22 protein-coding genes are annotated in these 25,353 nt (G+C 68.7%); 10 read left to right on the top strand and 12 right to left on the bottom strand.

Annotation, left to right across the window (positions count from 1 at the left end; translation table 11 throughout):
- Positions 1-589, top strand: a 589-nt coding sequence (locus TY25_RS43210) for a DUF8176 domain-containing protein (RefSeq protein ID WP_500797169.1), incomplete at its 5' end; no start/stop codon positions are given.
- Positions 590-684: 95 nt separating this feature from the next.
- Positions 685-1,860, top strand: coding sequence for an aminotransferase-like domain-containing protein (locus TY25_RS14915; RefSeq protein WP_042256659.1), 1,176 nt, complete (start codon positions 685-687; stop codon positions 1,858-1,860).
- A gap of 88 nt (positions 1,861-1,948) precedes the next feature.
- Here TY25_RS14915 and TY25_RS14910 read toward each other — a convergent pair whose 3' ends face one another.
- Together TY25_RS14910 and glpK are read right to left on the bottom strand one after the other, a co-directional pair.
- A complete protein-coding gene (locus TY25_RS14910; protein ID WP_042256656.1) occupies positions 1,949-2,161 on the bottom strand; it encodes a hypothetical protein in 213 nt (70 codons plus the stop codon).
- Positions 2,162-2,263: 102 nt separating this feature from the next.
- Complete coding sequence (glpK, locus tag TY25_RS14905; RefSeq protein ID WP_042256654.1) at positions 2,264-3,763, bottom strand: glycerol kinase GlpK; 1,500 nt, start codon at positions 3,761-3,763, stop codon at positions 2,264-2,266.
- A 258-nt stretch (positions 3,764-4,021) separates the two neighbouring features.
- On the opposite strand from glpK, the gene glpD reads away from it, so the two are divergent.
- Positions 4,022-5,788 carry a glycerol-3-phosphate dehydrogenase gene (gene glpD / locus TY25_RS14900; protein ID WP_042256652.1) on the top strand — a complete coding sequence of 589 codons (1,767 nt, stop codon included), beginning with the start codon at positions 4,022-4,024 and terminating at the stop codon, positions 5,786-5,788.
- A gap of 4 nt (positions 5,789-5,792) precedes the next feature.
- On the opposite strand, the gene TY25_RS14895 is transcribed toward glpD, so the two are convergent.
- The 8 genes from TY25_RS14895 to TY25_RS14860 form a co-directional block, all read right to left on the bottom strand.
- Positions 5,793-7,100: a sensor histidine kinase gene (locus tag TY25_RS14895; protein ID WP_081868875.1), complete on the bottom strand. Its 1,308-nt coding sequence runs from the start codon at positions 7,098-7,100 to the stop codon at positions 5,793-5,795.
- Complete coding sequence (locus TY25_RS14890) at positions 7,097-7,771, bottom strand: winged helix-turn-helix domain-containing protein (protein ID WP_042256651.1); 675 nt, start codon at positions 7,769-7,771, stop codon at positions 7,097-7,099. Before TY25_RS14890 ends, TY25_RS14895 begins: the two co-directional genes overlap by 4 nt.
- 48 nt (positions 7,772-7,819) lie before the next feature.
- Positions 7,820-8,041, bottom strand: a complete 222-nt coding sequence (locus TY25_RS14885) for a hypothetical protein (protein WP_014981925.1) — start codon at positions 8,039-8,041, stop codon at positions 7,820-7,822.
- 90 nt (positions 8,042-8,131) lie between these two features.
- Positions 8,132-8,701: a TetR/AcrR family transcriptional regulator gene (locus TY25_RS14880; protein WP_014981926.1), complete on the bottom strand. Its 570-nt coding sequence runs from the start codon at positions 8,699-8,701 to the stop codon at positions 8,132-8,134.
- A gap of 101 nt (positions 8,702-8,802) precedes the next feature.
- Positions 8,803-10,164 carry a hydroxysqualene dehydroxylase HpnE gene (gene hpnE, locus TY25_RS14875; protein ID WP_042256649.1) on the bottom strand — a complete coding sequence of 454 codons (1,362 nt, stop codon included), beginning with the start codon at positions 10,162-10,164 and terminating at the stop codon, positions 8,803-8,805.
- A gap of 54 nt (positions 10,165-10,218) precedes the next feature.
- The gene (locus TY25_RS14870; RefSeq protein WP_042256647.1) at positions 10,219-10,404 is read right to left on the bottom strand and encodes a hypothetical protein; all 186 of its coding nucleotides are present in this window, start codon (positions 10,402-10,404) and stop codon (positions 10,219-10,221) included.
- 279 nt (positions 10,405-10,683) lie between these two features.
- Positions 10,684-11,466, bottom strand: coding sequence for a DNA-formamidopyrimidine glycosylase family protein (locus TY25_RS14865; protein WP_042256644.1), 783 nt, complete (start codon positions 11,464-11,466; stop codon positions 10,684-10,686).
- Positions 11,467-11,493: 27 nt separating this feature from the next.
- Entirely contained in the window at positions 11,494-16,146 is a 4,653-nt protein-coding gene (locus TY25_RS14860; RefSeq protein ID WP_042256642.1) for an ATP-dependent helicase, read from the bottom strand.
- Positions 16,147-16,347: 201 nt separating this feature from the next.
- Between TY25_RS14860 and TY25_RS14855 the strand changes: the two genes are divergently transcribed.
- Entirely contained in the window at positions 16,348-16,893 is a 546-nt protein-coding gene (locus tag TY25_RS14855) for a histidine phosphatase family protein (protein ID WP_029898536.1), read from the top strand.
- 6 nt (positions 16,894-16,899) lie between these two features.
- On the opposite strand, the gene TY25_RS14850 is transcribed toward TY25_RS14855, so the two are convergent.
- Complete coding sequence (locus TY25_RS14850) at positions 16,900-17,526, bottom strand: TetR/AcrR family transcriptional regulator (protein WP_042256640.1); 627 nt, start codon at positions 17,524-17,526, stop codon at positions 16,900-16,902.
- Between the two features lie 68 nt (positions 17,527-17,594).
- Between TY25_RS14850 and TY25_RS14845 the strand changes: the two genes are divergently transcribed.
- The 6 genes from TY25_RS14845 to TY25_RS14820 all read left to right on the top strand — a co-directional run bounded on the left by TY25_RS14845 (position 17,595) and on the right by TY25_RS14820 (position 23,596).
- Positions 17,595-18,542 (top strand): patatin-like phospholipase family protein, encoded by a 948-nt coding sequence (locus TY25_RS14845; protein WP_042256637.1) that lies wholly within the window; start codon positions 17,595-17,597, stop codon positions 18,540-18,542.
- A complete protein-coding gene (locus TY25_RS14840) occupies positions 18,539-19,375 on the top strand; it encodes an SDR family oxidoreductase (RefSeq protein ID WP_042256636.1) in 837 nt (278 codons plus the stop codon). The genes TY25_RS14845 and TY25_RS14840 overlap by 4 nt, the downstream gene beginning before the upstream one ends.
- A gap of 350 nt (positions 19,376-19,725) precedes the next feature.
- A complete protein-coding gene (locus tag TY25_RS14835) occupies positions 19,726-20,019 on the top strand; it encodes a hypothetical protein (RefSeq protein ID WP_052382981.1) in 294 nt (97 codons plus the stop codon).
- A 746-nt stretch (positions 20,020-20,765) separates the two neighbouring features.
- Positions 20,766-22,613, top strand: a complete 1,848-nt coding sequence (locus TY25_RS40575; protein ID WP_146154085.1) for a hypothetical protein — start codon at positions 20,766-20,768, stop codon at positions 22,611-22,613.
- A gap of 5 nt (positions 22,614-22,618) precedes the next feature.
- Positions 22,619-23,005, top strand: a complete 387-nt coding sequence (locus TY25_RS14825) for a hypothetical protein (RefSeq protein WP_042256635.1) — start codon at positions 22,619-22,621, stop codon at positions 23,003-23,005.
- A gap of 24 nt (positions 23,006-23,029) precedes the next feature.
- Positions 23,030-23,596: an RNA 2'-phosphotransferase gene (locus tag TY25_RS14820; protein ID WP_042256632.1), complete on the top strand. Its 567-nt coding sequence runs from the start codon at positions 23,030-23,032 to the stop codon at positions 23,594-23,596.
- Between the two features lie 172 nt (positions 23,597-23,768).
- Here the strand turns inward: TY25_RS14820 and TY25_RS14815 are convergent, their stop codons facing one another.
- Positions 23,769-24,926 (bottom strand): lipase family protein, encoded by a 1,158-nt coding sequence (locus tag TY25_RS14815; protein ID WP_042256698.1) that lies wholly within the window; start codon positions 24,924-24,926, stop codon positions 23,769-23,771.
- Positions 24,927-25,353: the final 427 nt, after the last annotated feature.

Raw genomic sequence — 25,353 nt, 5'->3', positions numbered from 1 at the left:
GCGGACGATCCGGATCGCGCAGCGGCTGGCGCCGAGCACGCCGGCGGCGCCGGTGCCTGTGCGCCGGACCGGTTCGCACAAGGGCCGCAACGTGCTGGCCGGCCTGCTGGCGGTTGTCATCCTGATCGGCTTGACGGTGACCGTGATCGTGGTGTCCAGGAACGGCGGCGACGACGGCCCCGTGCCGCCCGGCTCGACCACCGCCGCCGGGTTGACCTGTCCGACCGGCAAGGACGGCAAGGTGACGGTCGGTAACGGCAACGGCGACACCGCGAGCGGGCCCGGCGCGATCCTCGGCTTCCAGTACGCCTTCTACGTCCAGCGCAGCGGCGCCCAGGCCCGGGCCTTCGTCGCGCCCGACGCGGAGAACGTCTCGTCGGCGGAGATCATCCAGGGTGGCATCAACGCCGAGGTTCCGGTCGGGACCAAGCACTGCCTGCGGATCACCGAGGTGGCGAGTGACACCTTCGACGTGGATCTGACCCAGCGCAAACCGGACGGCACCGAGACCATCTACCACCAGACCATCACCACCGCGGTGCGGGACGGAAAGGTGCTCGTCTACTCGATCAAGCCGCGTGAGGTGTGAACAATTCTCAGAATATGAGAAATTCGTTTCATATATTGGTCGGCGCCGTGCGAAAGTAGACTTTCGCATATCTGGCGTTCGTTCGGAGGTTTCTCATGTCGCCGACCCGTCCCGCGCTCGCGGCCAAGCTCGCAGGACTGCAGAGCTCGGCGATTCGTGACCTGCTCAAACTCACGGCTCGCGCCGAGATCATCGGGCTCGCAGGCGGCCTGCCCGACGCCGCGCTGATGCCGCGCGAGCGGATCGCCGAAGCCGCGGACGCGGCGCTGCGCAAGGCGGCCTGCCTGCAGTACACCGAGTCGCCGGGCTGGGCGCCGCTGCGTGCGGTGCTCGCGGAACGGGAATCGGCGCGCCTCGGCCGGGCGGTGCCGGTCGACGAGGTGTTCGTGACGCACGGTTCGCAGCAGGCGCTGTCGCTGCTCGCCGAGGTGCTGCTCGATCCGGGCGCGCTGGTGATCGTCGAGGATCCGGCCTATGTCGGTGCGCTGCAAGTCTTCCGGGCCGCGGGCGCGCGCATCGTCGCCGTGCCGCTGGATGCCGAGGGAATGCGCACCGACGTGCTCGCCGACCTGCTCGCTCGCGGTGAGCGTCCCGCGGTGGTGCACACGGTCAGCAATTTCCACAACCCGGGCGGGGTCACGATGAGTCCCGCACGCCGCGCCGAACTCGCCGAACTCGCTGACGCGCACGGTTTCTGGGTGATCGAGGACGACCCGTACGGCGAGCTGTGGTTCGACGAGCCCGCACCCGCTCCGGTGGCCACTTACTCCCGCAACGTGATTCGGCTGTCGAGTTCATCGAAGATCCTCGCGCCGTCGCTGCGGGTCGGCTGGTTGGTCGCGCCGAACGAGGTGTGCCGCGCGGTGGAATTGCTGAAACAGGGTGCGGACCTGTGTGGTTCGGCCCTGACCCAGCAGATCGCGGCCGATCTGCTCGCCGACCGGGACTGGTTGGCCGCGCACATCGATCACGTGCGTACGGCCTACGGCGAACGCGCCAAGGCGCTGGTGCACGCGGTGCGTACCCGCTTCGGTGACCGGGTGCGCTGCACCGACGCGACCGGCGGGATGTTCGTCTGGGCCGATTTCACCGACGGCACCGACACCCATGAGCTGCTGCCGCGCGCGCTGGACGCGGGCGTCGCGTACGTACCGGGCGCGGCCTTCGCGGTGGCCGGCGGCTATCGGAACTCGATGCGCATGTGCTTCACCACGTCCGACGCGGACACCCTCGCCGAGGCGGTGCGCCGTCTCGCCCTCGCCGCGGAATAGCCTGCCCGCCCGAGGTTTTCGTCGGCATGCCCGCCGCGGCCGGGCGCGCGGGCGGAGTCGCGCAGTCCGGCGGCCGCGGGCGGGCGCGTCAGCGCTGGTTGATGCCCGGCTGCTTGCCGCCGATGGGCAGCCACACGTTCCCGTTGCCGCCCCAGGCGCAGACGAGATTCTGCTCCCGCAGGGTCTGTCCCGCGATCGGGCAGGGCTCGTTGATCTGGGCAGCCTGCGCGGACGGTGCGACGAGGGCGACCGCGCCGGCGGTCAGTGCGCCGATGGCAAGCGCAGATAGGGTGCGGCTCATAGCTTTTCATGCCTTTCGAGAGAATGATCAGTACGTCGGATTCGACGGCGGCGGCGCTCCCGTGGTTCCGTCGAGTGATGCGGATCACTGCTCTCGAGTTGTTCAGTCGGCCCAGCCGTAGGTGCGCTCGACGGCCTTGTTCCAGGCCCGCAGATGCTCGTCGCGATCCGCTTCGGACATCGTGGGCTCCCAGGTCTTGTCCGCGGCCCAGTTCTCTTCGATGTCCTCGGTACTCGACCAGAAGTCGACCGCCAGGCCTGCGGCGTAGGCGGCGCCGAGCGCGGTGGTCTCGTTGACCACCGGACGCACCACGGGCACGTCGAGGATGTCGGACTGGAACTGCATCAGCAGATCGTTGCCGACCATGCCGCCGTCCACCTTCAGGGTGGTGAGTTCCAGGCCGAGGTGCTCGGATTCGGCGTCGGCGCGCATGGCGTCGACGACCTCGCGGGTCTGGAAAGCGGTGGACTCCAGCACCGCTCGGGCCAGGTGGGCCTTGTTCACGAAGCGGGTGAGCCCGGCGATCACCCCGCGTGCGTCCGGCCGCCAGCGCGGCGCGAACAGTCCGGAGAAGGCGGGCACGATGTAGGCGCCGCCGTTGTCCTCGACGCTGCGCGCCAGCGGTTCGATCTCCTCGGCGGCGGAGATGATGCCCAGGTTGTCCCGGAACCACTGCACCAGTGAGCCGGTCACCGCGATCGAGCCCTCCAGCGCGTACACCGCGTCCGCGTCACCGAGCTGATAGCAGACGGTGGTGAGCAGACCGTGCTGGCTCACCACCGGCGTGGTGCCGGTGTTGAGCAGCATGAAATTGCCGGTGCCGTAGGTGTTCTTGGCTTCGCCGGGCGAAAGGCAGGCCTGGCCGAAGGTGGCCGCCTGCTGGTCGCCGAGGATGCCCGCGACCGGCACCCCTTGCAGCGGACCGGAATTGATTTCCGCGTACACCTCCGAGGAACTGCGGATCTGCGGCAGCATCGCCTCCGGCACGCCGAACTCGGCGCAGATCTGCCCATCCCATTGCCGGGTGCGCAGATCCATCAGCATGGTGCGCGAGGCGTTGGTCACGTCCGTGATGTGCTCGCCGGTGAGGTTCCACAGCACCCAGCTGTCCATGGTGCCGAAGCAGAGCTCGCCGGCCTCGGCGCGGTCGCGGGCGCCGTCCACGTGGTCCAGGAGCCAGCGCAGCTTCGGTCCGGCGAAGTAGGTGGACAGCGGCAGCCCGGTGCGTTCCTGGTAGCGGGTCGGACCGATATCGCCGCCGAGCTCGGTAGTGAGCCGGTCGGTACGGGTGTCCTGCCACACGATGGCGTGGTGGATCGGCTTGCCGGTGGCCCGGTCCCACACCACGGTGGTCTCGCGCTGATTGGTGACCCCGACGGCCGCGATGTCGCCGGCGCTCAGATCGTGCTCGTCGAGCACTTCGCGGAGCACTGTTTCGGTGTTCTGCCAAATGGATTCGGCGTCGTGCTCGACCCAGCCCCGGCGCGGGAAGATCTGCTCGTGTTCGCGCTGGGCGACGCCGACCACGCGCCCCTGCCGATCGAAGACGATGCACCGACTCGAGGTCGTGCCCTGGTCGATGGCGGCCACATAGCGACGCATTCGTGCAGGTTACTAAACGTGCGACGCGCTGAGGCCGATTGTCGTGCGCGCGGGTTGCCGCCGGTTTCACATCGCCGCGGCCGCGCGCCTCGAGTAGGTTGGTAGTGGTTACCGCCGGGTAGCGTTCGACGACACGGGCGGACGTCGCGGTCGACGAGATCGCGGGCCGTTCGCCTAGCCTGTTAGCAGAGCAGCTCGAGCTATGCCCGAAGAAGACCACAACGTCGTCGGCAACCGGCGCGGCTGGAGGAGTCGAGCATGACCAAGAAGCCGGAATCCCAGTTCCTCGGTCCGGAGCAGCGCAGGACGGCCTGGGAGCGGTTCGGTAAGGACCATTTCGACGTGGTCGTCATCGGTGGCGGCGTGGTCGGCGCGGGCATCGCCCTGGACGCGGCCACGCGTGGCCTGCAGGTCGCGCTGGTCGAGGCCCGTGACCTCGCCTCCGGCACGTCGAGCCGGTCGTCGAAGATGTTCCACGGCGGCCTGCGCTATCTGGAGCAGTTGGAGTTCGGCCTGGTGCGTGAGGCGTTGCGCGAGCGCGAACTGGCGCTCTCCACGCTGGCGCCGCATCTGGTGAAACCGCTGCGGTTCCTCTACCCGCTCACCCATCGGGCCTGGGAACGCCCGTACGTCGCGGCCGGGCTGGTGCTCTACGACACCATGGGCGGCGCCAAATCGGTTCCCGGTCAACGGCATCTCACCCGGATGGGGGCGCTGCGGCTCTCGCCCGGACTCAAGCGCAGCGCGCTGATCGGCGGCGTCAGCTACTACGACACCGTCGTCGACGATGCCCGGCACACCATGACGGTGGCGCGGACCGCTGCGCACTACGGCGCGGTGATCCGCACCTCCACCCAGGTGGTCGGCTTCCTGCGGGAGGCGGATCGGGTGGTCGGGGTGCGGGTGCGCGACAGCGAGGACGGCCGCACCGCGGAGGTGCGCGCGCACGTGGTGATCAACGCGACCGGCGTGTGGACCGACGAGGTGCAGGCGCTGGCGCATCAGCGGGGCCGGTTCCATGTGCGCGCGTCGAAGGGCGTGCACATCGTGGTGCCGCGGGACCGGATCGTCAGCGATGCCGCGATCATCCTGCGCACGCCGACCTCGGTGCTGTTCATCATCCCGTGGGGCAACCACTGGATCGTCGGCACCACCGACACCGACTGGAATCTCGACCTCGCGCATCCGGCCGCCACCAAGGCCGATATCGACTATCTGCTCGACCGGGTCAACGAGGTGCTGGTCACCCCGCTCACCCACGACGACATCGACGGGGTCTACGCGGGGCTGCGGCCGCTGCTGGCGGGGGAGAGCGACGAGACCTCCAAGCTGTCGCGCGAGCATGCCGTGGCCCGGGTCGCGCCCGGTCTGGTCGGCATCGCGGGCGGTAAGTACACCACCTACCGGGTGATGGCCTACGACGCGGTCGACGAGGCGGCACAGGACATTCCGGCCCGGGTCTCGCCCTCGATCACCGAGAAGGTGCCGCTGCTCGGCGCGGACGGCTATTTCGCGCTGGTCAATCAGACGGTGCAGCTGGCCGAGGCCTACGGCGTGCACCCGTACCGGATCAAGCATCTGCTCGACCGCTACGGCTCGCTGATCGATGAGGTCATGGCCATGGCGGAGGGTAAACCGGAACTGCTCCAACCGATTACCGACGCACCGTCGTACCTGCAGGTGGAGGCCGTCTACGCGGCCGCGGCCGAGGGCGCGCTGCACCTGGACGACATCCTGGCCCGGCGCACCCGCATCTCCATCGAGTACTCCCATCGCGGTGCCGACTGTGCCGCGCAGGTGGCGCAGCTGGTCGCCCCGGTCCTCGGCTGGGACGACGCCGAAATCGACCGTGAGGTAACGACTTACCGGGCCCGGGTCGAGGCGGAGATCCGCTCGCAGACCCAACCCGACGATGCCTCGGCAGACGCGTTGCGCATCGCGGCGCCCGAACCGCGGCCGGAGATCCTCGAGCCGGTACCGGCCGACGGCTCGGCGAGCAGGGCGGCGCGGCAACCGAATTCGTAGCGGTTCAGTCCAGGCCCAGCGTCGGCGGCGGTAGCGCGATGGTCGCGAGGGTGCCGCCGCCCGGCGCGGGTTCCATCGTGGCTGTGCCGCCGTGCAATTCGGCGATCCAGGCGACCAGCGCGAGGCCGATGCCGCTGCCCCGGCCGCCGGTGACACCTCGCTCGAACGGATTGCTCGACAGCTGCGGGTGCAGTCCGGCGCCGTGATCGCGCACGCTGACCCGGCCGTCGGCGACATGCACCTCGATCGGGGCGCCGGGGTTGATCGCGCCGTGCGTGATCGCGTTCTCGAGCAGATTGCGTACCGCGAGGCTCAGCAGATTCGGGTCGCCGACCACGACGGTGGGATTGCTCTGCACGATGATGCTCGCCTTGAATTCCTCGACGACCGATTCGGTGAGTTGATCGAGCAACAACTGCACCCGCTCCATCGTCGTCACCCCGGCCTGCATCCTGGCCCGGGCGAGCAGTCCCGTGACGATCCGCTCCATCCGGGCGCCGAGCGCACCCGCGTCGGCCAGCGCGCGTTCCACCTCGTGTGGATTGCGTCGTCGCGGCGCGGTGACCAGACCCAAAGTGGTGAGCGGCGTACGCAACTCGTGCGCGGCGTCGCCGAGAAACCGTTCCTGTTCCTCGATCAGCACCATCGCCTGCCGCATGCTGCGACCCGAAAGCGCATGGGCGGCAAGGGCGGACAGGGCGACCAGGGTCAGGCCGCCGACCACCAGACCCCAGAGCAACAGGGCGCGATCACGGTCGCGCAGACCGGGATTCGTGCCCGCGATGACCACCGCCTGGGTCGTGGTGTCCTCCCAGGACACCGGCGTCGCGGCCAGCCGCACCGGTCGCCCCGCGCTGTCGTGGTCGTCCTGGAAGACGGTGCCCGACGTGCGGACGGCTTCGTCGGCGAGCGCCTCGGCGCCCACCGACGCGGGTAACCAGGAACGCAGGTGCCCGTAGATCTCGCGCCAGTGCCCGTTCTCGTCGGTGCGCACGATCAGCACCGCGGTCTCGCCGTTGGCGAGGTCGTCGCGTTTCACCTGTTCGAGATCGATGGCCTGCGCGTCGAGGTCGAAGTCGATGCTGCGCCACAGGCCGGTCACCACCCGGTCGAGGCTGTTGTCGATCGCGTTGTGCCGCGAGCGCGCGTCGATGGTCGCCGCGACGACGCCGAGGATGATCAGACAGGTCGCGGTGATTCCGGTGATGAGCGCGGTCAGCAGCCATCGGGTGCGGCGCAGCCGGGCCACCGCGGGGCGTGCGCCGGTGAAACCGGCCGAACGGATGCCGCCGCGGCTCGGGCCGGGACTCAACGTGCGAATGCTGCACTTCCGATCATGAACCCGGCACCCCGCACGGTCTCGATCACCTGTGGCGGCCCCAGTTTACGGCGCAGCTGGGCGATGACGGCGTCGACCACATTGGAGGCGGGTTCGGCCATCTCGTCCCAGCAGCACTCGATGAGCTCGCTGCGCGACACCACGGTGCCCGCGCGGGTGGCGAGCAGTTCGAGTACCGCGAACTCCTTCGGCGTCAGCGAGCGCAGGATGCCCGCGCGCTGCACCCGCCGCCGCGGCAGGTCGATATCGATGTCACCGAGCACGATGCGCGCGGGCGCCGGGTGTTCGCGGCGGCGGCTCAGTGCCCGTACCCTGGCGGCGAGTTCGGGCAGGGCGAACGGTTTGACCAGGTAGTCGTCGGCGCCGTGGTCGAAACCGGCGATGCGATCGGCGAGCCCGTCGCGGGCAGTGAGCATCAATACCGGTACCCGCAGTCCTGCCGCACGGTGGTGGGCGACGAGGCGCAGACCGTCGCCGTCGGGCAGGCCGCGATCGATGACAAGAACGTCGTAAGTGTTGACGGCGATCTTCAGATCGGCGTCGGCGAGCCGTCCGGCTAGATCCACCGCGCAGCCCGCCGCGCGCAGCCCGGCGGCGACTTCGTTGCCGAGCCCCTCGTCGTCCTCCACCACCAGCACACGCACGAGGTCTGAGAATAAGGCATTTCAGACCTCGTGCGTGTGCCGGACGGCTCAGTTGGTGGAGTAGTACAGGTCCCACTCACCGGTCGGGGTCTGCCGGCACTCCCACCACTTCCAGTCGGGGTGCGCGGGGGCGTCAGCGCCGTCGGCGCGGCAGGCCGCCTCGGTGCCGTAGGTGCCGACGTAGATCGTCTCCGCGTTGGCCACCGCCGACCCCCCGGCGACGAGGCCCGCCGACAGCGCGACGGCGGCGAGCAAGGTGCTGATCTTCATGGTTTTTCCTTTCTCCCTGGCGCGTGATCCGCGCCCGGCATCAGAAAACCAAGCTGTCCGTGAGAATTTCGTGATGGACCGCGCGGGCGATCAGTGCGGTGCTTCCTGCCGGACCGCCCAGCCGACCAGCGAGCGCAGATAGCGCAGCACCATTTCCTCCGGATAGGCCGCGGGATCGGTGAGGTGCAGCCGGGCCAGTTCTTCCATGGCCGCCAACAGGATTCGTTCGGTCGGGCCGTCCGGATCCACGGTGACACCGGTGTATCGGGACAGGTGCCGCGCGCCGATCGCCCTGGCGTAGGAGCGGCCGAGCTCGAGCCGGGCGCGCAGATCAGGCGGGCCGCCGTCCGGCGGGCTGAGGATGATCCGCCAACTGGTCGGGGCTGCATGCAGATACGCGAGGATGCCACGGCCGACCTGATCGATGTCGATCTCGCCCGGCCAGTCGACTGTGCCGATGCCGGCTAGCGCGATCGCCGACTCGCGGTCGAGCAGCGCGGTCATCAGCCCGGACAGATCGGTGAACTGCTGATACACCAGGGCCCGCGCCACCCGCGCGGCGCGGGCCACCCGGTCGATGGTGACCGCCGCAAAGCCGTCCTCGGCGACGATGTCCCGCGCGATGTCCAGCAGCTGGGCGCGTCGGTCGGCGGCCGACATCCGGCGCTTCGGGGCTGCCGGACCGTTCGGCGGGTCTGCGGCGGGCCGGGATCCAGAGGGCGGGGATTGAGCGGCGAGCTCGGACGTGGCGCGATCCGTGGTCACCGCACCGACGGTAGCGTAAGCAGCAGGTCCACCGCCCTGGCAGCGCTCTGCACCGCGCTCTCCATGGTCGCCGACCAGTCGGTGGCGGTCCAGTCACCGGCCAGGACCAGGGTCGGCACCGAGGTCCGCTGTTTCGGACGCAGTCCGTGCGTGCCCACCACCTGGGAGAATGTCGCCTTGGGCATGCGCACCACGTGACCCTGCAGCACCGTCGCCGCGCGTGCCGCCGGATAGTAGCGACGCAGCAGTGCCAGCTGTTCGGCGACGATCTCCTCGTTCGATTTGTGGATCTGCTCGTAGGCGCCGCTGGTGGTCAGGCAGTACAGCCAGGCTCGCTCGGTGCTGCGGCCGGTCATCCGCTGGCGGTCGAAGACCTCGTCGATCACGCCGGTGCCGCCGATCAGCGCCTCGAATTCGGCCGTCGTCCCGAGCGGCCGATCCAGATAGAGATTGGTGCTGACAATCGGCGTGTAGCCCAATTTGTCGGCGGCCGAGTAGATTTCGGCGTGCTCAGGTAGGTCGTCGAGCAGTCCGTTGATATTCGAGTTGGGTACCGCGCAGACCACCGCGTCGGCGGGCACGGTGCTGCCGTCGGCCAGCGCCACCCCGGTAACCCGGCCGTCGGCGATGTCGATCCGCCGTGCCACGGCGCGGTGGCGCACCTGAACCCCGTGCCGGGCAAAGACTTTCAACGCGCCGGTGACGTAGAGCGTGTCCAGATCGGTGGTCGGGTAGCCGATGGTGGCGGGCCGCCGATGTTTGATGCCGAGGCGGATGCCCGTCGCCATCACATCGGCGAGCACCTTCGCCGATTCCTGCTGCACCGGTTCGGCGGCGACACCGAGCGCCAGCCAATCCCACAGCGCCTCACGGGCTTTGGCGGGCATGCCGACCCGGTCGAACCATTGCTCGGTGCTCAGGTCGGGCAGGTCCGCGGGCTGGTGCAGGCACTGCCAGCCGAGTCTCGCGGTGGCGACGGCGGCGCGGGCGCGCTCCAGCAGGGAGGCGTCGGGGTGGGCGCCGGACAGCGTGCGCAGCGCACCGAGCCCCCTGGTGTGCATGGTGACGCTGCGCCCGTCCGGCCAGCGCAGCGTGGCCTGTTGCGGGAAGGCGACGTACTGGCGGGTGCCGACGCTGGTGAGGTACCGGAACAGGTGCTCGTAACCGCTGGCGATCACGTGCTGCCCGTTGTCCGGCGGATCGTCCGCGGCCTCGACCTTCATGGCGTGGGTGCGGCCGCCGAGCCGGCCGCGTCGTTCCAGCAGGGTGACCTTCTTGCCCGCCTCGGCGAGCCAGACCGCGGCCGCGAGCCCGGCCAGTCCGCCGCCGATGACCACGTACTGCCGTGGATCGTTCATGCCGCACTCCTCGATAACTTACATATTGCAAGTTATGCGGGCTGGCTCACTTCGTCAAGGGTGCGGGGAGACCTCGGACACCGACGGGTGCGGCGCTTGCGGCGTCGAGCCCTCGGCCGAATTCGGGTGCAGCAGAAGGTAGCTGAACAGCACAGTGGCCAGCGTCGCCAGGGTGGCGAAGAACAAGCGTCCGGCGATCGCGAGGAACAGTCGTCCGCTCGTTCTCGGTACCGTCGTCATGGCTTGCTCCTGTGCTGTGTCGTGACTGCCACGGATGTAGTCGTGTCGCGTGCGCCGAGCATTAGCAACTGAGTGGCAAATTACAGTGCCGGTCGGGTGATAGCGCGTTGGCACGCCGGTATTCGCCATGTTCGGACGGTAGGAGCCGGGGGCCTTCGTCCGGAAGCGGTGATCAACTGGGGAGGCCGTGACCTGCGTCGACGCCGAGGTCCGACGCCAACTGGGCAGATCGCCGCGGCAGGTGGCTCAGCCAGCTGGGTGGCGCGGCCGACGGGTGACTCAGCCGGTGGGCTCGGGTTGGCAGCGCGGGCAGAAGTAGATGCCACGCTCGCGTTTGGCGAGCCGATCCGTCTCCGGCGCGGTGTCGCCGAGCAGGCGCACCGTGATCTGGGTGCCACAGCGCTGGCACGGCCAGCGGGTACGCCCGTACGCCAGTGGGCGCCAAGGCGGTTCGTGCACGGCCTTGTTCAGCACCCGGTGTGCCTCGTGCACGAGCGCGAGCAGGTCGGGCACCGCGCCGACGGGGGTCGCCGGATGCACGCGCCGCAGGTAGCAGATCTCGCTGCGATAGATGTTGCCGATACCGGCTAGGTTGCGCTGATCCAGCAGCGCGACCCCGATCGACTGGTCCGGCTGCCGCTGCAATCGGGTCATCACCTCGGCGACATCCCAATTCGGTCCGAGCAGGTCGGGGCCGAGGTGATCGATCACGGTGTGCTCGTCGGCCAAGCGCAGCACCTCGACCTTGCCCAGCGAGAACCCGACGGCCTCCACCTCGTCCGTGCGCAACACCAGCCGCGCGGTGACCCGCGGCCTGGTCCAGCGCTGCCCGCAATGGAAGACCCGCCAGATGCCCTCCATCTTGAGGTGCGTGTGAATGCTCACCGTAGAGGTCCGGATGAACAGATGTTTGCCGTAGCTGCCGACGCTCTCCACCACCTGATCGCGCAGATCCACCGTTGCATAGCGGGGCACCCGGAAGTCGCTGCTGGTCAAGGTCTTTCCTTCGAGCGCGGCGCGCAGCCGGGCAGCGGCGAAGTAGACCGTGTCACCCTCTGGCATGACACCACCGTGCCGGGTGGCCGCCCCTCACGGCCGCGTCCGGAGGCGCAGGCCGCGCGGGGTGGCGGAGAAGCCCGCTTCGGTGAGGAAGCCCGCGAAGGTGTTGCCGTGCACCGTTTCCCCGTCGACCTTGTCGATGACGAGGGAGTCGACGCGCCGGCTGTGCACGAGGCCGGCCATGGCGTGTGCGGCGGCCTGGCGGGCGTCCGGGTCCTCGGTGAAGGTGAGCAGTGTCTTGCCGCCGCGTTCGAGGTACAACACCAGTTCGCCGTCGACGAGCACGACGATCGCGCCCGCCTTCCGCCCGGGCCGATGTCCGCCGTCGCCCTCGCCTTTCGGCCACGGCAGTGCGGCGCCATAGGGATTGGCCGGATCGCAGGCGGCCAGCGCGAGGGCCTGCCCGGTCTGGGGTTTGGCCTCCGACGGTCGGCGTTCGGTGTCGAACGAGCGCAACCGGTCCACCACGTCGGTGGTGGAGAACTGGGCGCCGCCGAGCGAGTCGACGAAATAGCCACGGCGGCAACGGCCGCGGTCCTCGAACTCGGTGAGCACCCGGTACATCAGCGCGAAACCGCCCGGGATGCCTTCGTTCTGGACCGAACCCCTGGTCAGCACGCCGTAGCGCTCCAGTAGCAGATCGGCGGTCGCGTGCGCGCGAACGGTGTTGTCCGACACCCGCTCCGGCAGCAACGACCATCGACCGGCCACCATCGGCGGACCGGACCGGGTCGGCATGCTCGGCCGCGGCAGGTAGGCCCGCCCGCGCGGGGCGCGGCGCGGGGTCCGGTGCGCGGTCGTGGTGCGCGTGGTGCCGGACAACAGCGCGCGCACCGGCGCGAAGGTATCGCCGGAAACCATTCCCGCCCAGACCAATTCCCACAGTGCCGCGGCGACCTGGGTGTCGTCCAGCAAACCGGTGGCATCGGAGAGTTGGCGGAAGAAGTAGGCGCCCCCGCCATGCAGGACCGGAGCGAGCCGGGGAGCCGGGGCACCGGCCCCGGGCGGTGCCCCGGCACTCGTGTCGAGATCCAGTTCGACCGGTTCCTGCTGGGGTAGCGCGGAATTCGCCGGTCGCGGCACGAGTGTCGCACCGAGCGCGGCGAGCAGGCTGAGCTGCACCTCGGAGAGTTCGATGTCGTCGGGCGGCGGCAGGGTGAACGCGGCCTGGTCGGTCAGGTGCAGGGCGATCCAGCCGTCCTTTGCCGTGATCGAGCCGTGGCCGGACCAGCTGACCTCGCCGGTGGCCATCAGCTCGTCCAGCATGGCGGGGGAGTAGTCGCGCACCCGCGCGGGCAGGATGAGCGATTCCCAGGCCGAGGCCGGAATCGGCACGCCCGCCAGCTGCTCCACCACCGCGGCCACGCCGTCGACGCCGCGGAGTTCGCCACTGCCGATGTGCTGCCAGGCCGGCAGGAAACGGCCGAGCGTGGCCGTCGACACCGGTTCGACCTCGTGTCTGGCGGCCGCGAGCGAGCGGCGGCGCAGCCGGCGCAACACCTGCGCGTCGCACCATTCGGACCCCGCCGCGCCGGGCGTGAATTCGCCCTCCACGAGGCGTTTTTCGGTGACCAGCCGATGCAGCGCGGTGGCGGCGACCGCGGTGCCGAGCCCGAACCGGGCCGCCACCGCCTCCGTGCCGAACGGGCCGTGTGTGCGGGCGTAGCGCCCGACCAGATCGCCGAGCGGGTCGGCGACCGGTTCGATGAAGGCCGCGGGCGTCCCGATCGGTAGTGGTACGCCCAGTGCGTCTCGCAGCCTGGACGCGTCCTCCACGGCCACCCACCAGCTGCGGCCCGCGAAGGTCACCTCCATGGCGCGCCGCGCCGCCAGCAGGTCGGCGAACCAGCTCGCCGGATCGTCTACGCAGCGCTCGGCGGCCTCCGCGGCGGTGAGCGGACCGAGCAGGCGCAGCAGATCGGCCAGTCCCTCGGCGTCGCGGGCGTGGCGCTCCGGGGTGCGCCGCTGGAGTTCGCGTTCGGTCAGCTCGAGTACCGAGGCGTCGAGCAGTTCGCGCAGTTCCACCCGGCCCAGCAGTTCGGCGAGCAAGCCCGAATCGAGCGAAAGGGCGGCGGCACGGCGTTCGGCCAGCGGGCTGTCGCCGTCGTACATGAACTGGCCGATGTAGTCGAACAGCAGCGCGTTGGCGAACGGCGACGGAGTCGCCGTCTCCACCTCGACGAGTCGCAACTGCCTGCGCGCCACCCGGCTGAGCACGTCGCGCAGCGACGGCAGATCGTAGACGTCGCGCAGACATTCGCGCACCGTCTCCAGCAGGATCGGGAAGTCGGGGAATTTGCGCGCGACGTCGAGCAGTTGCGCCGAGCGTTGCCGCTGCTGCCACAGCGGGGCGCGTTTGCCCGGATCGCGGCGCGGCAGCAGCAGCGCGCGGGCGGCGCATTCGCGGAAGCGCGACGCGAAAAGCGCTGAGCCGCCGACCTGTTCGGTGACGACGTCGTCGATCTCGTCGGGCTCGAAGACGAACAGCTCGGCGCCGGGCGGGGCGTCGGTGGTGTCGGGCAGGCGCACCACGATGCCGTCGTCGGAGGCGTTGGGCGCCGCGTCCACACCGAACCGTTCGCGCAGCCGCGCACCGATCGCCAACGCCCACGGCGCGTGCACCGGCAAGCCGTACGGCGAATGCAGCACCAGCCGCCAATCGCCGAGCTCGTCCCGGAAACGCTCCACCACCAGGGTCTTGTCGCTCGGCAGGTGGCCCGTCGCGGTGCGCTGCTCGTCCAGCAGGGCACCCAGATTACTGGTCGCGAACGCGTCCAGACCCGCTGCGGCCGTGAGCTTTTCCAGGTTCTCCGGATGCTGGCCGACCTTGCGCACGAATTCGCCCAGCGCGCCGCCGAGTTCGGCGGGCCTGCCCAATCCGTCGCCGTGCCAGAACGGCAGCCGGCCCGGCTGCCCGAACGCGGGCGTCACCAGCACCCGATCGAAGGTGATCTCCTCGATCCGCCAGCTGGTCGCGCCGAGCGCGAAGACGTCGCCGACCCGCGACTCGTACACCATCTCCTCGTCGAGTTCGCCGACCCGCGAGGCCTTTTCCCCGACCATGTACACCGCGAACAGGCCACGGTCGGGGATCGCGCCGCCCGAGGTCACCGCGAGCCGCTGCGCACCGGGCCGTCCGGTGAGGGTGCCCGCGTCGCGGTCCCACACCAGCCGCGGGCGCAGTTCGGCGAACTCGTCGGACGGGTAGCGCCCCGACAAGAGGTCGAGCACCGACTCGTAGGCCGAGCGGGGCAGCGTCGCGTAACTGCCGGTGCCGCGGACGATCTCGAACCAGGCGTCGACGTCGATGGGTTCCAGCGCGCACGCGGCCACCGTCTGCTGGGCCAGGATGTCGAGCGGGTGCGCCGGGATCTGGATGGCCTCGATCTGGCCCGTGGTCATCCGCTGGGCCGCGACGGCGCAATGGATCACGTCGGTGCGGTGCTTGGGGAACAACACGCCGCGCGAGATCTCGCCGACCTGATGCCCGGCCCGACCGACCCGCTGCAGGCCGCTCGCGACCGAGGGCGGCGCCTCCACCTGGACCACCAGATCGACCGCGCCCATATCGATGCCGAGTTCGAGGCTGCTGGTCGCGACCACGCAGCGCAACCGCCCGCTCTTCAGGTCGTCCTCGATGAGCGCGCGCTGCTCCTTGCTCACCGATCCGTGATGCGCCCGCGCGAGCAGCTGGCTCGCGCCGTGCACCACCTCGGTGCTGGCGCCGATCAGGGCGGGGGGCTTGTGCTCGAGCTCGACCGGTGCGCCGATCCGTTCCGCGTAGGTCTCGTTGAGTCGGGCGGTGAGCCGCTCGGCGAGGCGTCGCGAATTCGCGAAGACGATCGATGACCGGTGCTCCAGCACGAGATCCACGATGGCCTCGTCCACGTGCGGCCAGATCGAGCCCGGCTGATCGGAGTCCCCGGGCTCGGTCATGTCCGCGACCGGCACCCGCACGGACAGGTCGAAGGTCTTCGGCGCGGGCGGCGCGACGATGGTGATCGGCGCATTGCCGACCAGGAAGCGCCCGACCTCCGCCGGCGGCCGCACGGTCGCCGAGAGACCGATGCGCTGGGCCGGACCGCTCGGCGCCCGGCCGTCCTCGTCGCGCGGTTCCGAGGTGAGCAGGTCCAGCCGGGCCAGCGAAAGGGCCAGGTGCGCTCCGCGTTTGGATCCGGCGATCGCGTGCACCTCGTCCACGATCACGGTGCGCACGTCGCGCAGCGTCTCCTTGGCCGCGGAGGTGAGCATCAGGAACAGCGACTCGGGTGTGGTGATCAGGATGTCCGGCGGGGTGCGCTGCATCGTGCGGCGGTCGGCCGCGCTGGTATCGCCGGAGCGCACGCCGACCCTGATCTCCGGGGGATCCAGGCCGAGTCGCTTGGCGGTCTGGGTGACGCCGACCAACGGGGCCCGCAGATTGCGCTCCACGTCCACCGCGAGCGCCTTGAGCGGGGACACGTACAGCACCGAGGTACCGGTGCGCTGCGCGGACGGCTCCCGCGTCGCCAGCTGGTCGATGGCCCACAGGAACGCCGACAGCGTCTTGCCCGAGCCGGTCGGCGCGATCACCAGCGTGTGCTCACCCGCCGCAATCGCCTCCCACGCCCCCAGCTGCGCGGACGTCGGCGCCGGAAACGCACCGTCGAACCACTCCTGGGTAGCCGGGGAGAACTGAGCCATGTCCTCAGTCTGCACCCCACCACCGACACACTTATCGGTGTCAACCACCCTGACCACTGATCTCGTTCGCACATGGGTAACTCGCCGGGGACGGGCTGAGCGGATTCCGGCCCCACCGCCGGTCGCCGACGTCAGTGTTCGCGCACCTCAGTCTGGCCTGAATACGCGGAGAGGCGGAACAGATAGCCGTACGCTTCTCGCGTGCACAAGGTGCTGAGACTCGACCTGGTCAGCCATGGAATGACCGAGGCGATGCGGAAGGCACGTTTTCCAGTCGACGAATCGCTGACCGAAGCAGGCCGCCGCGCCATCTCCGGCAGCACCGCGCTGGCCGCTCCCCGGGTGCTCACCGGTCCGGAACGCCGGACGGTCGAAACGGCGGCCCTACTGGGGCTACCAGGCGAAGAGGACACCCGACTACGTGATCTGGACGCGGGGGCCTGGCGCGGTGGCGCGCTGATGTCGGTGCCGCAGGACGAGCTGTACGCGTGGCTCACCGACCCGAAGTTCCGCGGCCACGGCGGTGAGTCCGTGGTGGACGTGATCGAGCGGACCAGGTATTGGATGGCCGAGATCGCTTCCGAGGGGAAATCCACCATTGCCGTCACCCATCCCGCCGTGATCCGCGCGGCGCTGCTGGTGACGCTGGACGCGCCGCCGAAGTCGTTCTGGCGGATCGATATTCCGCCGGGCAGCGTCACCCGGCTGCACTACCGCGGGGAATGGACGCTGCACTTCACCGCATGACGGCCGTCAGGAGGTGGCGGTACTCTTCGCGGCGAGCGGCCCCGTCCCGAGGGTGAGCAGCATGCGCAGCGCGTCGGTGATCAGCCTGGCCGGGATGGACGGGTCGATGGCGCGCTGCATACCCAGGCCGATGCCCATGCTGAGGATGCCCGTCGCGGCGTCCTCGACCGGCACCGGCAGCTCTATCCCGATCGTGTCGGCCAGCGTCTGGACCTGCGCGGCAACGGCCCCGCGCAGCACGCTGAGGCTGGACACCAGCGCCGCCTGCAGTGCCGGGTCGTCCCGGGCGACGGTGGCGAATTCGAATTCGAGCATGGTCCATCCGACGTCGCCGACGGTGTGCTCGGCCCACTCCTGGAATCGCTCCAGCCGCTCGTCGAAGTCGTCGCCCGCGGCGAGCAGGTCGGTCACCTCTTGGAACTTGGTCGCGTGGATCAGCTCGAGCACCTCGAGGCCGAGCTCCTTCTTGGTGCGGAAGTTCGAGTAAACGGCACCCTTGGAGTACCCGGCCTCCTCGGCGACCCGTTCCAGGCTGGTGCTGGCGTAGCCGTCGGCCAGGAAGAGGTCGCGGGCCGTGGCGATCAGGTCCGCGCGGGTGCGGGCCTGGCTCTCGGATCGGGTCAGTCGTGCCATGCCGTGATTCTACGTACCGCAAGATTTCGGATACCGCGGGTATTTGAATTCTGCTAGTGTTTGAAACCATGGGTAACAAGAACGGGTCGCAGCACCGCGGCCTGGCCATCGGCTGTGGTGGCACGCTCGGCGCCGCCTGGATCGTCGCGGCACTCGCCGCGGTGCGCGAAGTGCTCGACTGGGATCCGCGCGAGGCCGACGTCCTGATCGGCACCTCGGCGGGCGCGGAGCTGGTCACCATGCTCGGTAGCGGTGTCGCGGTGCCGGAGCTGGTCGCCATGCAGGACGGCACCTCGGCGAACCCGATCCTCACCGCGCACCTGCGGTCCGGGCCGGGGCGGTTCCCGCCCGTGCCGCGGCCGCGCCTCGGCTCCCTCCGATTGCCGTTGCGGCGCACCGGGTCCGGGCAGCGGCTACTCACCGCGGGCAGCGGGTTGCTGCCGGTCGGCGGTGGCGACGCGAGCTGGTTGCAGCAGCTGGCCGAGCGGCTTAATCCCGGCCGCGCCTGGGTACCGCATCCGGCGACCTGGTTGGTGAGCATGGATTACGCGACGGGACAGCGGGTTCCGTTCGGCGCACCCGACGCACCGACGGCACCGCTGGGAGCCGCGTTGCGCGCCTCGTGGGCGGTGCCCGGGTGGTTTCCACCGGTCGCGATCGACGGCCGCCGGTTCATCGACGGCGGTGCGGGTTCGACCGCCTCGGTGGATCTGCTCGCGCCGGCGAAGCTGGACGAACTCGTCGTGCTCGCTCCGATGGCCTCGACCGGTCAGATCCCCGCGAGCGGGCCGGGTCACTTCCTCGAACGGCAGCTGCGCAATCGCATGAGCGCCGCCCTCGATGCGGAGATCGCTCAGTTGCGCGCCACCGGCACCAAGGTGCTGCGCATCGACGCCACCGCCGCGGATCTCGCGGTCATGGGCCCCAATTTCATGGACGGCCGCCGCCGTCTCGACACCTTCCAGCACAGCCTGACCAGCACGCGCCGTGCGGTCGAACAAGGAGCCTTCGCATGAGAATTCTCGGTCACGGTTACCCCGGCATCGATCTGAAAGGCGCGCGGGTGCTGATCACCGGTGCCGGCCGCGGCATCGGGCAGTCCACCGCGGAACTGTTCGCGGCCAAGGGCGCCGAGGTGGTGATCGCCGATGTGGATACCGTCGCCGCCGAAACCGCCGCTGCCGCACTGGGTGCCGCCGCCGTCGAACTCGACGTGCGTTCCCGGGGCCAGTGGGACAAGGTGATCGCCGATCTCGGCGGCGTCGACATCCTCGTCAACAACGCGGGTGTGATGCCCGCGGGCGCATTCCTCGATGAGCCGGATGTGGTGGGGCAGGCCACGATGGACATCAACGTGTGGGGCCTGATCCACGGCATGCGTGCCGTCGCGCCCGGCATGATCGAGCGCGGCCGCGGCCATATCGTCAACGTGGCCTCGCTGGCGGGCAAGATCCCGGTTGCCGGCCTGGCCGTCTACAACGCGAGCAAGTTCGCCGCCGTAGGTCTTTCCGCCGCAACGCGTTTGGAGTTCGCACCGCAGGGCGTCAGCGTCAGCTGCGTGCTGCCCTCCGCGGTGCGCACCCGGCTTTCCTCCGGCCTGACCCTCGGCCACGGCATGCCCACTGTCGATCCCGAGGACGTCGCCGCCGCCATCGTGCGCACCGTCGACACCCGCAAGGCCGAGATCGCCGTCCCCAACTACCTCGGCCCCATCGACGTCGCCCTCGCCGCCGCCCCCGAACGCGCCGTCCGCCTGGTCCGCCGCCTCTTCGACGGCGACCGCGCCCTGCATCCCGCCGACGAGAAGACCCGCGCCGAATACGAAGCACAGGTCCGCAACATCAGCTGAGCCGCCCGATCGGCTGACACGCAGCCCCGGCCTTCCCGGCCGGGGCTTTTGCCTTTCCTCGGCGATTGGCTGCGGCGTCGCTGTTCCTGTGTGCTGTGTCACCTGCGGTTCCTATGCTGGGCATTCTCTGCCATGCTGAAATAGCTAAAAAATAGCTACATGGGGAGTGGGGGGTTATTCGTGCAGTCGCAAGGCCATTTTTCGAAGATTGCTGTTCGATTGTCCGCTGTGTCGCCGTGTGTCGCGCGTGGTCGCTGCGCTGACCTGGTGCCCGCTCCTGTCCTCGACCTCTGTTCCGTCGCGACTGTCGGCGGCCCGGTCTTCGTGTACAGCGAAAGGATCATCCGGTCATGAGCATCAGCCCGACCCTCGGCGTTCCGACCGCTGACAACGCACGCGAAAACGCCACGGCCTCAGGCGATCACGAAACGGCGGCGTTGGCAGGTCCAGCGCTCATCCTCGGCGTGATCCTGCTGATCGCCGCCTTTACCACGCTCGATCGCATCCCGGGCTGGGCCGACGATTACGGTGCCGTGCTCGTCTACCTGGCGTTCTTCCTCTACATGTCGACCGCGGGTCGGCTGACCTGGTGGGGCGTCGACACGATCTACGCCCAGTTGAAGGACCGTCGGAGCGGCCGATGAGTGGCCGCGCGGGGCGCACGATTGCCGCGGGATTCGCGATTGCCGCAGCCGGCGCCGGTATCGGGTTCGCGTTGCTCGGCACGCCGAAAGTCGCTGCTGCGCCGTATATTCCCTGCGCACAGTGGCAGCAGATGCACCCTGGCTGGCCGTGCATCGATGTGCCGGAGCCGCCCTCCCGGCCCCCTACTGCACCTTCTGTGCCGCCACCGCCCAGCGGCGTTCCGGCACAACCGGGTTCCGGTGCCGGGGTCGGTGCCGGGGCCTTGGTCCCGCCTGCGCCGGGGTCGGGAAACGGCACACCGATTGTGCCGGTCCCCGGCGCGCAGCCGCCCGTAACCCACGAAGGGCGGCCGACCACCGGCTCGGCGACCACCGCCGCGCCGGAGATCACTGCGCCGGAGACTGCGCAGGCGCCCCCACCGTCGGTTGAATCGGCGCCGCCCGCAATCACTTCCGCGCCGCCGCCGCGGCCATTGCCGCAGCCTGCTCCCGAGCCGGACCGCAGTGCCACCGAAGGGGGGACAGATCGCCGAATTCCCTTGCTGCTCTTGGCTGGAGCGGCGGCCTTCCTGGCTCCCGCATTCCGATCGCGCACGTTCGCGTCGTCACACCAGTTGACGATCCACAAGCTGTGGGGTGGCGAACAGACCTTCATTCTGATGACCGATCCGTCGGCACCACGAATCTATCGGTTCCCGATGCAAGTCCCTCCCGGCGGTCGAGTGCGTCGAAACCTGGACGGGACAGTGGACGTCATCGACGCCGATGGGCAGATCGTCCAGCACACCAAGGCGCCGTGGGCATACGACGCGCTCGGTCGCCCGGTGCGTACCTGGTACGAGGTCGACGGCAACACCTTGGTGCAGCACATCGAGCCCGACGCAGACAACGTGTACCCGATCGTCGCCGACCCGGACAGCGACCCGTTCGGCAAGCCTGACGTCAGCGGCCGCCAGGAAGGCGATTCCTGGACCACGAAGCTCCCGGACGGTCGCGAGGTCATCAACCACATCCCGGTCGGCAACGGCACGCAAACCGTCGACCAGACCATCCCGGACGGCAAGGGCGGCTTCACCACCTCGCGAATCACCGAGAACGGTGCGGGGGGATATCAGCGCTGGAACGACGACAGCAGCGGAACCGCCTCGTACGCAGCGAAAGACACACCGGACGCGACCGTCTACGGGCAGTCGTTCGACCGGGGCGCGTCGACCTCCGGTTCGCCGAGTCATGAGTGGGGCGCCACCGCCGACTATCAGCACACCGTCACACCGACATACGACGACAACGGCAATCGAACCGGCGCCGTCTACGGTGATCAACGCTCCGACGGATACTGGAACAGCGCCGTAGAAGACAACCAGGGCAACACCACATACCTCGACGGGCACCCGGACGGCTCCGGCGGCATCGCCAATACCGTTACGGGGCAGGTCGACAGCGACGGGACCGGCTGGCGGACCCTCGAAGACGGCCGCCGAGCAGAGGTTTTCACCGACGGAAACGACAACCCGGTCATGGTCGTCACCGACCCGAAGACCGGTGCGCAGTCCTACCGGTACATAGAAGACGGCATCGTTCAAGAGAACGCCTTCGACAAGGATGGGCGGTGGAACGGGCATACCGAGTACCGCGCCGACGGCACGATCGTCCAGTGGAGCCGTGATGCGCAGGGTGACAAGTGGACCACCCTGAATCCCGATGGTTCCGGAAAAGTGGTGTTCGACAGCGTCAATGGCACCGTCTCCACCACGACGTTCGCCGCCGACGGTTCCGGCCGCACCACCGCGAACGACGGCTCCTGGCAGGTGTTCGACAAGAGCGGCCGGGTCACCGAAAGCCACGGCCCGACCGACAATCGTTCCGGGCCGGAGAAATTCGTCGACGGCTTCGCCAACGCTGCGGACCGGACCGCCTCGCTCGTCGGCCTGGGCAGTCATGGCGTCGGCGAATCCTGGCAGGCGGTCGGCACCGGCACCTATCGCATCGTGTCGTTCCCGTTCCGGGAGATGCACGAGTCGATGATGGCCGCCGCCACCTACAATCCGGTCACCGGCACCGGCTATCAATACGACCCTCGGGCCGACCTCGTCGAAACCTTCCCGGTCATGGATCCGAAGCTCTGGCAGGAGGATCCGTGGGGCATGGCGGGAGGTTTGGCCTTCGATGCCACCCTCGGCCTGGCAACTTCGCGCATCCCGCTGAAGTTCCCCGGCAAGCTCGGCGAAGCATCCGACGTGCCGACGATCGACATCGAGAATGCCACGTACGCGCAAAAGACCGCCAACGTGAACTTCAGTAATACCGGCAAGTTCGCCGGATCGACCATCGACGATGTTGCGAACATGCTCGCCGATGGACGACTCGCACCGTCCGACGTGCCGATCGAAGTTGCACAGATCGAAAACAGCGTCCTAATATTGAATACGCGGTCGTCCATGGCTTTAGAGGCCGCCGGAATTCCTAGAACTTCGTGGTATGTCGTCGATGTGACAGAAGATACCGCTGCGATGGCTCGGTTGCTGGGGCAGTTGAACCGGAACAAGCTCGGCCCCGAAGGCTTGACCGGAAGCCCTCGAATCACGGGAAGGTGAAAAGAGTGACCGAAGTCAAATCGACCGTCGTCGAATTGTCACAGCCGTCGACCTCCGCCACGGCGTTCCAGTACGTCACGAACGGTGCCGATATCGTGCTGCGACTGGACTACGAGGACGAGGACGGCAGGAAGACGCAGGACACCGTTACTTTCCGGCGCGTCCGAGCTGCCCACTGGCGAAGCGAATCATGCTGCACCCCATGGCATATCAATGGAGTTTTCGATACGGTGGCAATCGTCCGTGAGTCCGGATGGCTGGCCGAGCTCTCCGCTGTCGTGCCCGAGCATCAGCGGCTGACGTGGTCGGAAACCCAGCATTTCATGCTGTATGTCGACGGAGTGGGCTGCCATGAATTTCTCGCTGATTCTGTAGATGTTGTCAGCACCTGAATTCATCGAAAGGCGCCGGTGACAATGCCGCTGTCGGACGAATCCATTTCCAAGAGGCTGTCGCTCGTATTGCGGCACGACCCGGACGCGCATGGTGTCGTGCTGGACGCCGAGGGCTGGGCGCAGATAGCTGACCTGCTGGCCGCGCTGCACCGCCTGGGAGACGACTGGAGCGGCTTGGCGGCGCGCGATATTCGCCGGGTCGTTTCGGCTGCCGGTAAAGCCAGGCATGAAATAGACGGCGAGCGTATCCGGGCACGGTACGGGCATTCGATCGGAGTTCGTCGCGCCGAAGCGCCGGCTGTCCCACCGGCGATCCTGTATCACGGGACCTCGAGATCCGCGTGGGCGGCGATCGAGCGAACGGGGATCAAGCCCATGGCGCGCGACGCCGTGCACCTGTCCTCGTCGAGCGAGGCCGCTCGGTCGGTCGGCCTGCGGAAGGATCGTCGACCCGTTGTCGTCGAGGTGCACGCGCTACAGGCGTATGAGCGTGCACAGGTGCAGTTTTGGCGTATGTCCGAATCGTTGTGGTTGGCGGGCTCGGCCATCGGCCCGGAATTCGTCGCGCAATGGCACCGGGATGAATAGCAATGGGCTCCCCGGTGCGTCGGTCGTGCTCCAGAATCCGGATGGCCGAGCGGGTGTGGAGGCTTTCCTGTTACGGCCCGTGCCGGTGGAGACAGCGGCTATACGTGTCGTCGGCGCCGGCGAAAGCAAGTGGCCCCGGAGTCGAACTCCGGGGCCACTTTTCGGTGTGGGATCAGCAGGTGGTGGGGGCGGGGTCGCCGCGGAAGCGGGCCTCCACGTAGTTCCAGGCTTCGACGAAGCCCGCGGCGGCGGTGGTCAGGTGTTCGGCGATCTCGTACGGGCGGAACTCGACTCGGGCGCCCGCCTTGCAGTAGCGGTCGACGACCTCGGCGACCGGTGGGAAGAAGGTCATTTCATCGAAGCGGCCCTGCCAGATGAAGGTGGGGATGCTGGGGACGCCGTCGTAGTAGCGCAGGCTGTTCTCCCGCAGCACCTGATGCGCGACCGGGCTGTCCATCAGGCTCTTCGACGCGGCCATCTGCTCGGCGTTGCGGAACGCGCCGTGGAACAGCAGGAACCGGCGGCAGGCGTCGTGGGTGAATTCCCGGAACCACAAACCGTTTTCGTTGAGCTGATCCGAAACCGGCAGTCGCTCCGGGTATTCGCGTTCCAGTCCCATCGCGGCGGCGAAGGCCAGGCCGAAGCCCGGATGCGGCGCGAAGCCCAGCGCCATCGCCATCTCCTCGAGATCGGCGGGGATACCGCCCGCGACGGCCGCGGTGAGCTTCAGGTCGGGGGCGTAGGTGGGCTGCAGCGCGGCCGCCCACGCGGTGGCCATGCCGCCGCCGGAGTAACCCGCAATGGCGACAGGCGAATTGCCGAGTCCGAGTTCGGTCACCTGCTGCACGGCTTTGACGCTGTCCAGCGTCATCATGCCGCTGAGCCGGGCGGCGCCGTAGGCCGAGGTGGGGCCGAGGTAGTCGGGCAGCGAGACCGCCCAGCCGCGCCCGATCGGCAGCATCGCGCCGACCGCGTCCTGCAGTTCGCCGTTGAACAGCGAGCGGGACGGGTTGCACTGGGTGCCAAGGGAGTTGATGAGCGCCTGGTAGGAGACCAGCGGCGGGTTCTTGACGCCGAGTGGCAGCAGCACCGTGGTCACGCCCATGACCGGCTTGCTCTGGGAATTGGTGGACCGGAAGGCGACCTGCCAGCCCTCGGTCCCGACGTACGGGCCGGTGTCGATCTTGCGGGAACGCACGACGTCGCCGGGTTTCAAGTCCGCCAAATTCGCTGGCGCACTGTAGAACGCATCCGGGTCAGGGGTGGGGTAAAGCGGCTGGGCGATTGTCGCGGGCAGGCCGACCAGGCCCATCGAGACAATGCTCAACATCAGGATCGCGATCCTGAACGGAACTCTTCGCACGGCTTTCCTTCGAATCTCGGCCGTCATCGACTCGCCGACCCCGACTTTCGTTCGGCAGTTCGGACGGACCACCACTGCATGGAGAGATCGCGGCGAACGTCGTCGTTCGCTGCGCGGACGGTAAGCAGGAACCCACAGCCGCACCGAGGGGCGGACCGGCACACCACCTTTCGACTCGACGCTGCGGATCGCCGCAGCAGGCGGCACCATCCGCAGCGAAAGTAGCGTCGCGACCGCGGCCCCGCGCACCCGGCCCCGGCATATTGGACAAGTAACAATGCGCTACCTGTGCACCTGCACAAGATCACTATTGCCAAACCATCGCAACTCCTGCCCGTCGGTGATGGAAGCCGTTTGCTATCACCGCAGTAGGGCTGGCGTGGCGAAACGCGCT

Source organism: Nocardia brasiliensis NBRC 14402 (genome assembly GCF_000308475.2).
In the GTDB taxonomy this organism is placed as follows: domain Bacteria; phylum Actinomycetota; class Actinomycetes; order Mycobacteriales; family Mycobacteriaceae; genus Nocardia; species Nocardia brasiliensis.
The sequence above is the reverse complement of the archived record's forward strand: the minus strand, read 5'-3'. Positions and strand labels throughout refer to the sequence as shown.

What these genes read in the sequence shown, in the direction of transcription:
- TY25_RS14915 (WP_042256659.1), top strand. Translation starts at nt 685, where the DNA reads ATGTCGCCGACCCGTCCCGCGCTCGCGGCCAAGCTCGCAGGACTGCAG.
- TY25_RS14910 (WP_042256656.1), bottom strand. Translation starts at nt 2,161, where the DNA reads ATGAGCCGCACCCTATCTGCGCTTGCCATCGGCGCACTGACCGCCGGC.
- glpK (WP_042256654.1), bottom strand. Translation starts at nt 3,763, where the DNA reads ATGCGTCGCTATGTGGCCGCCATCGACCAGGGCACGACCTCGAGTCGG.
- glpD (WP_042256652.1), top strand. Translation starts at nt 4,022, where the DNA reads ATGACCAAGAAGCCGGAATCCCAGTTCCTCGGTCCGGAGCAGCGCAGG.
- TY25_RS14885 (WP_014981925.1), bottom strand. Translation starts at nt 8,041, where the DNA reads ATGAAGATCAGCACCTTGCTCGCCGCCGTCGCGCTGTCGGCGGGCCTC.
- TY25_RS14880 (WP_014981926.1), bottom strand. Translation starts at nt 8,701, where the DNA reads ATGTCGGCCGCCGACCGACGCGCCCAGCTGCTGGACATCGCGCGGGAC.
- hpnE (WP_042256649.1), bottom strand. Translation starts at nt 10,164, where the DNA reads ATGAACGATCCACGGCAGTACGTGGTCATCGGCGGCGGACTGGCCGGG.
- TY25_RS14870 (WP_042256647.1), bottom strand. Translation starts at nt 10,404, where the DNA reads ATGACGACGGTACCGAGAACGAGCGGACGACTGTTCCTCGCGATCGCC.
- TY25_RS14865 (WP_042256644.1), bottom strand. Translation starts at nt 11,466, where the DNA reads ATGCCAGAGGGTGACACGGTCTACTTCGCCGCTGCCCGGCTGCGCGCC.
- TY25_RS14860 (WP_042256642.1), bottom strand. Translation starts at nt 16,146, where the DNA reads ATGGCTCAGTTCTCCCCGGCTACCCAGGAGTGGTTCGACGGTGCGTTT.
- TY25_RS14850 (WP_042256640.1), bottom strand. Translation starts at nt 17,526, where the DNA reads ATGGCACGACTGACCCGATCCGAGAGCCAGGCCCGCACCCGCGCGGAC.
- TY25_RS14845 (WP_042256637.1), top strand. Translation starts at nt 17,595, where the DNA reads ATGGGTAACAAGAACGGGTCGCAGCACCGCGGCCTGGCCATCGGCTGT.
- TY25_RS14840 (WP_042256636.1), top strand. Translation starts at nt 18,539, where the DNA reads ATGAGAATTCTCGGTCACGGTTACCCCGGCATCGATCTGAAAGGCGCG.
- TY25_RS14835 (WP_052382981.1), top strand. Translation starts at nt 19,726, where the DNA reads ATGAGCATCAGCCCGACCCTCGGCGTTCCGACCGCTGACAACGCACGC.
- TY25_RS14820 (WP_042256632.1), top strand. Translation starts at nt 23,030, where the DNA reads ATGCCGCTGTCGGACGAATCCATTTCCAAGAGGCTGTCGCTCGTATTG.
- TY25_RS14815 (WP_042256698.1), bottom strand. Translation starts at nt 24,926, where the DNA reads ATGTTGAGCATTGTCTCGATGGGCCTGGTCGGCCTGCCCGCGACAATC.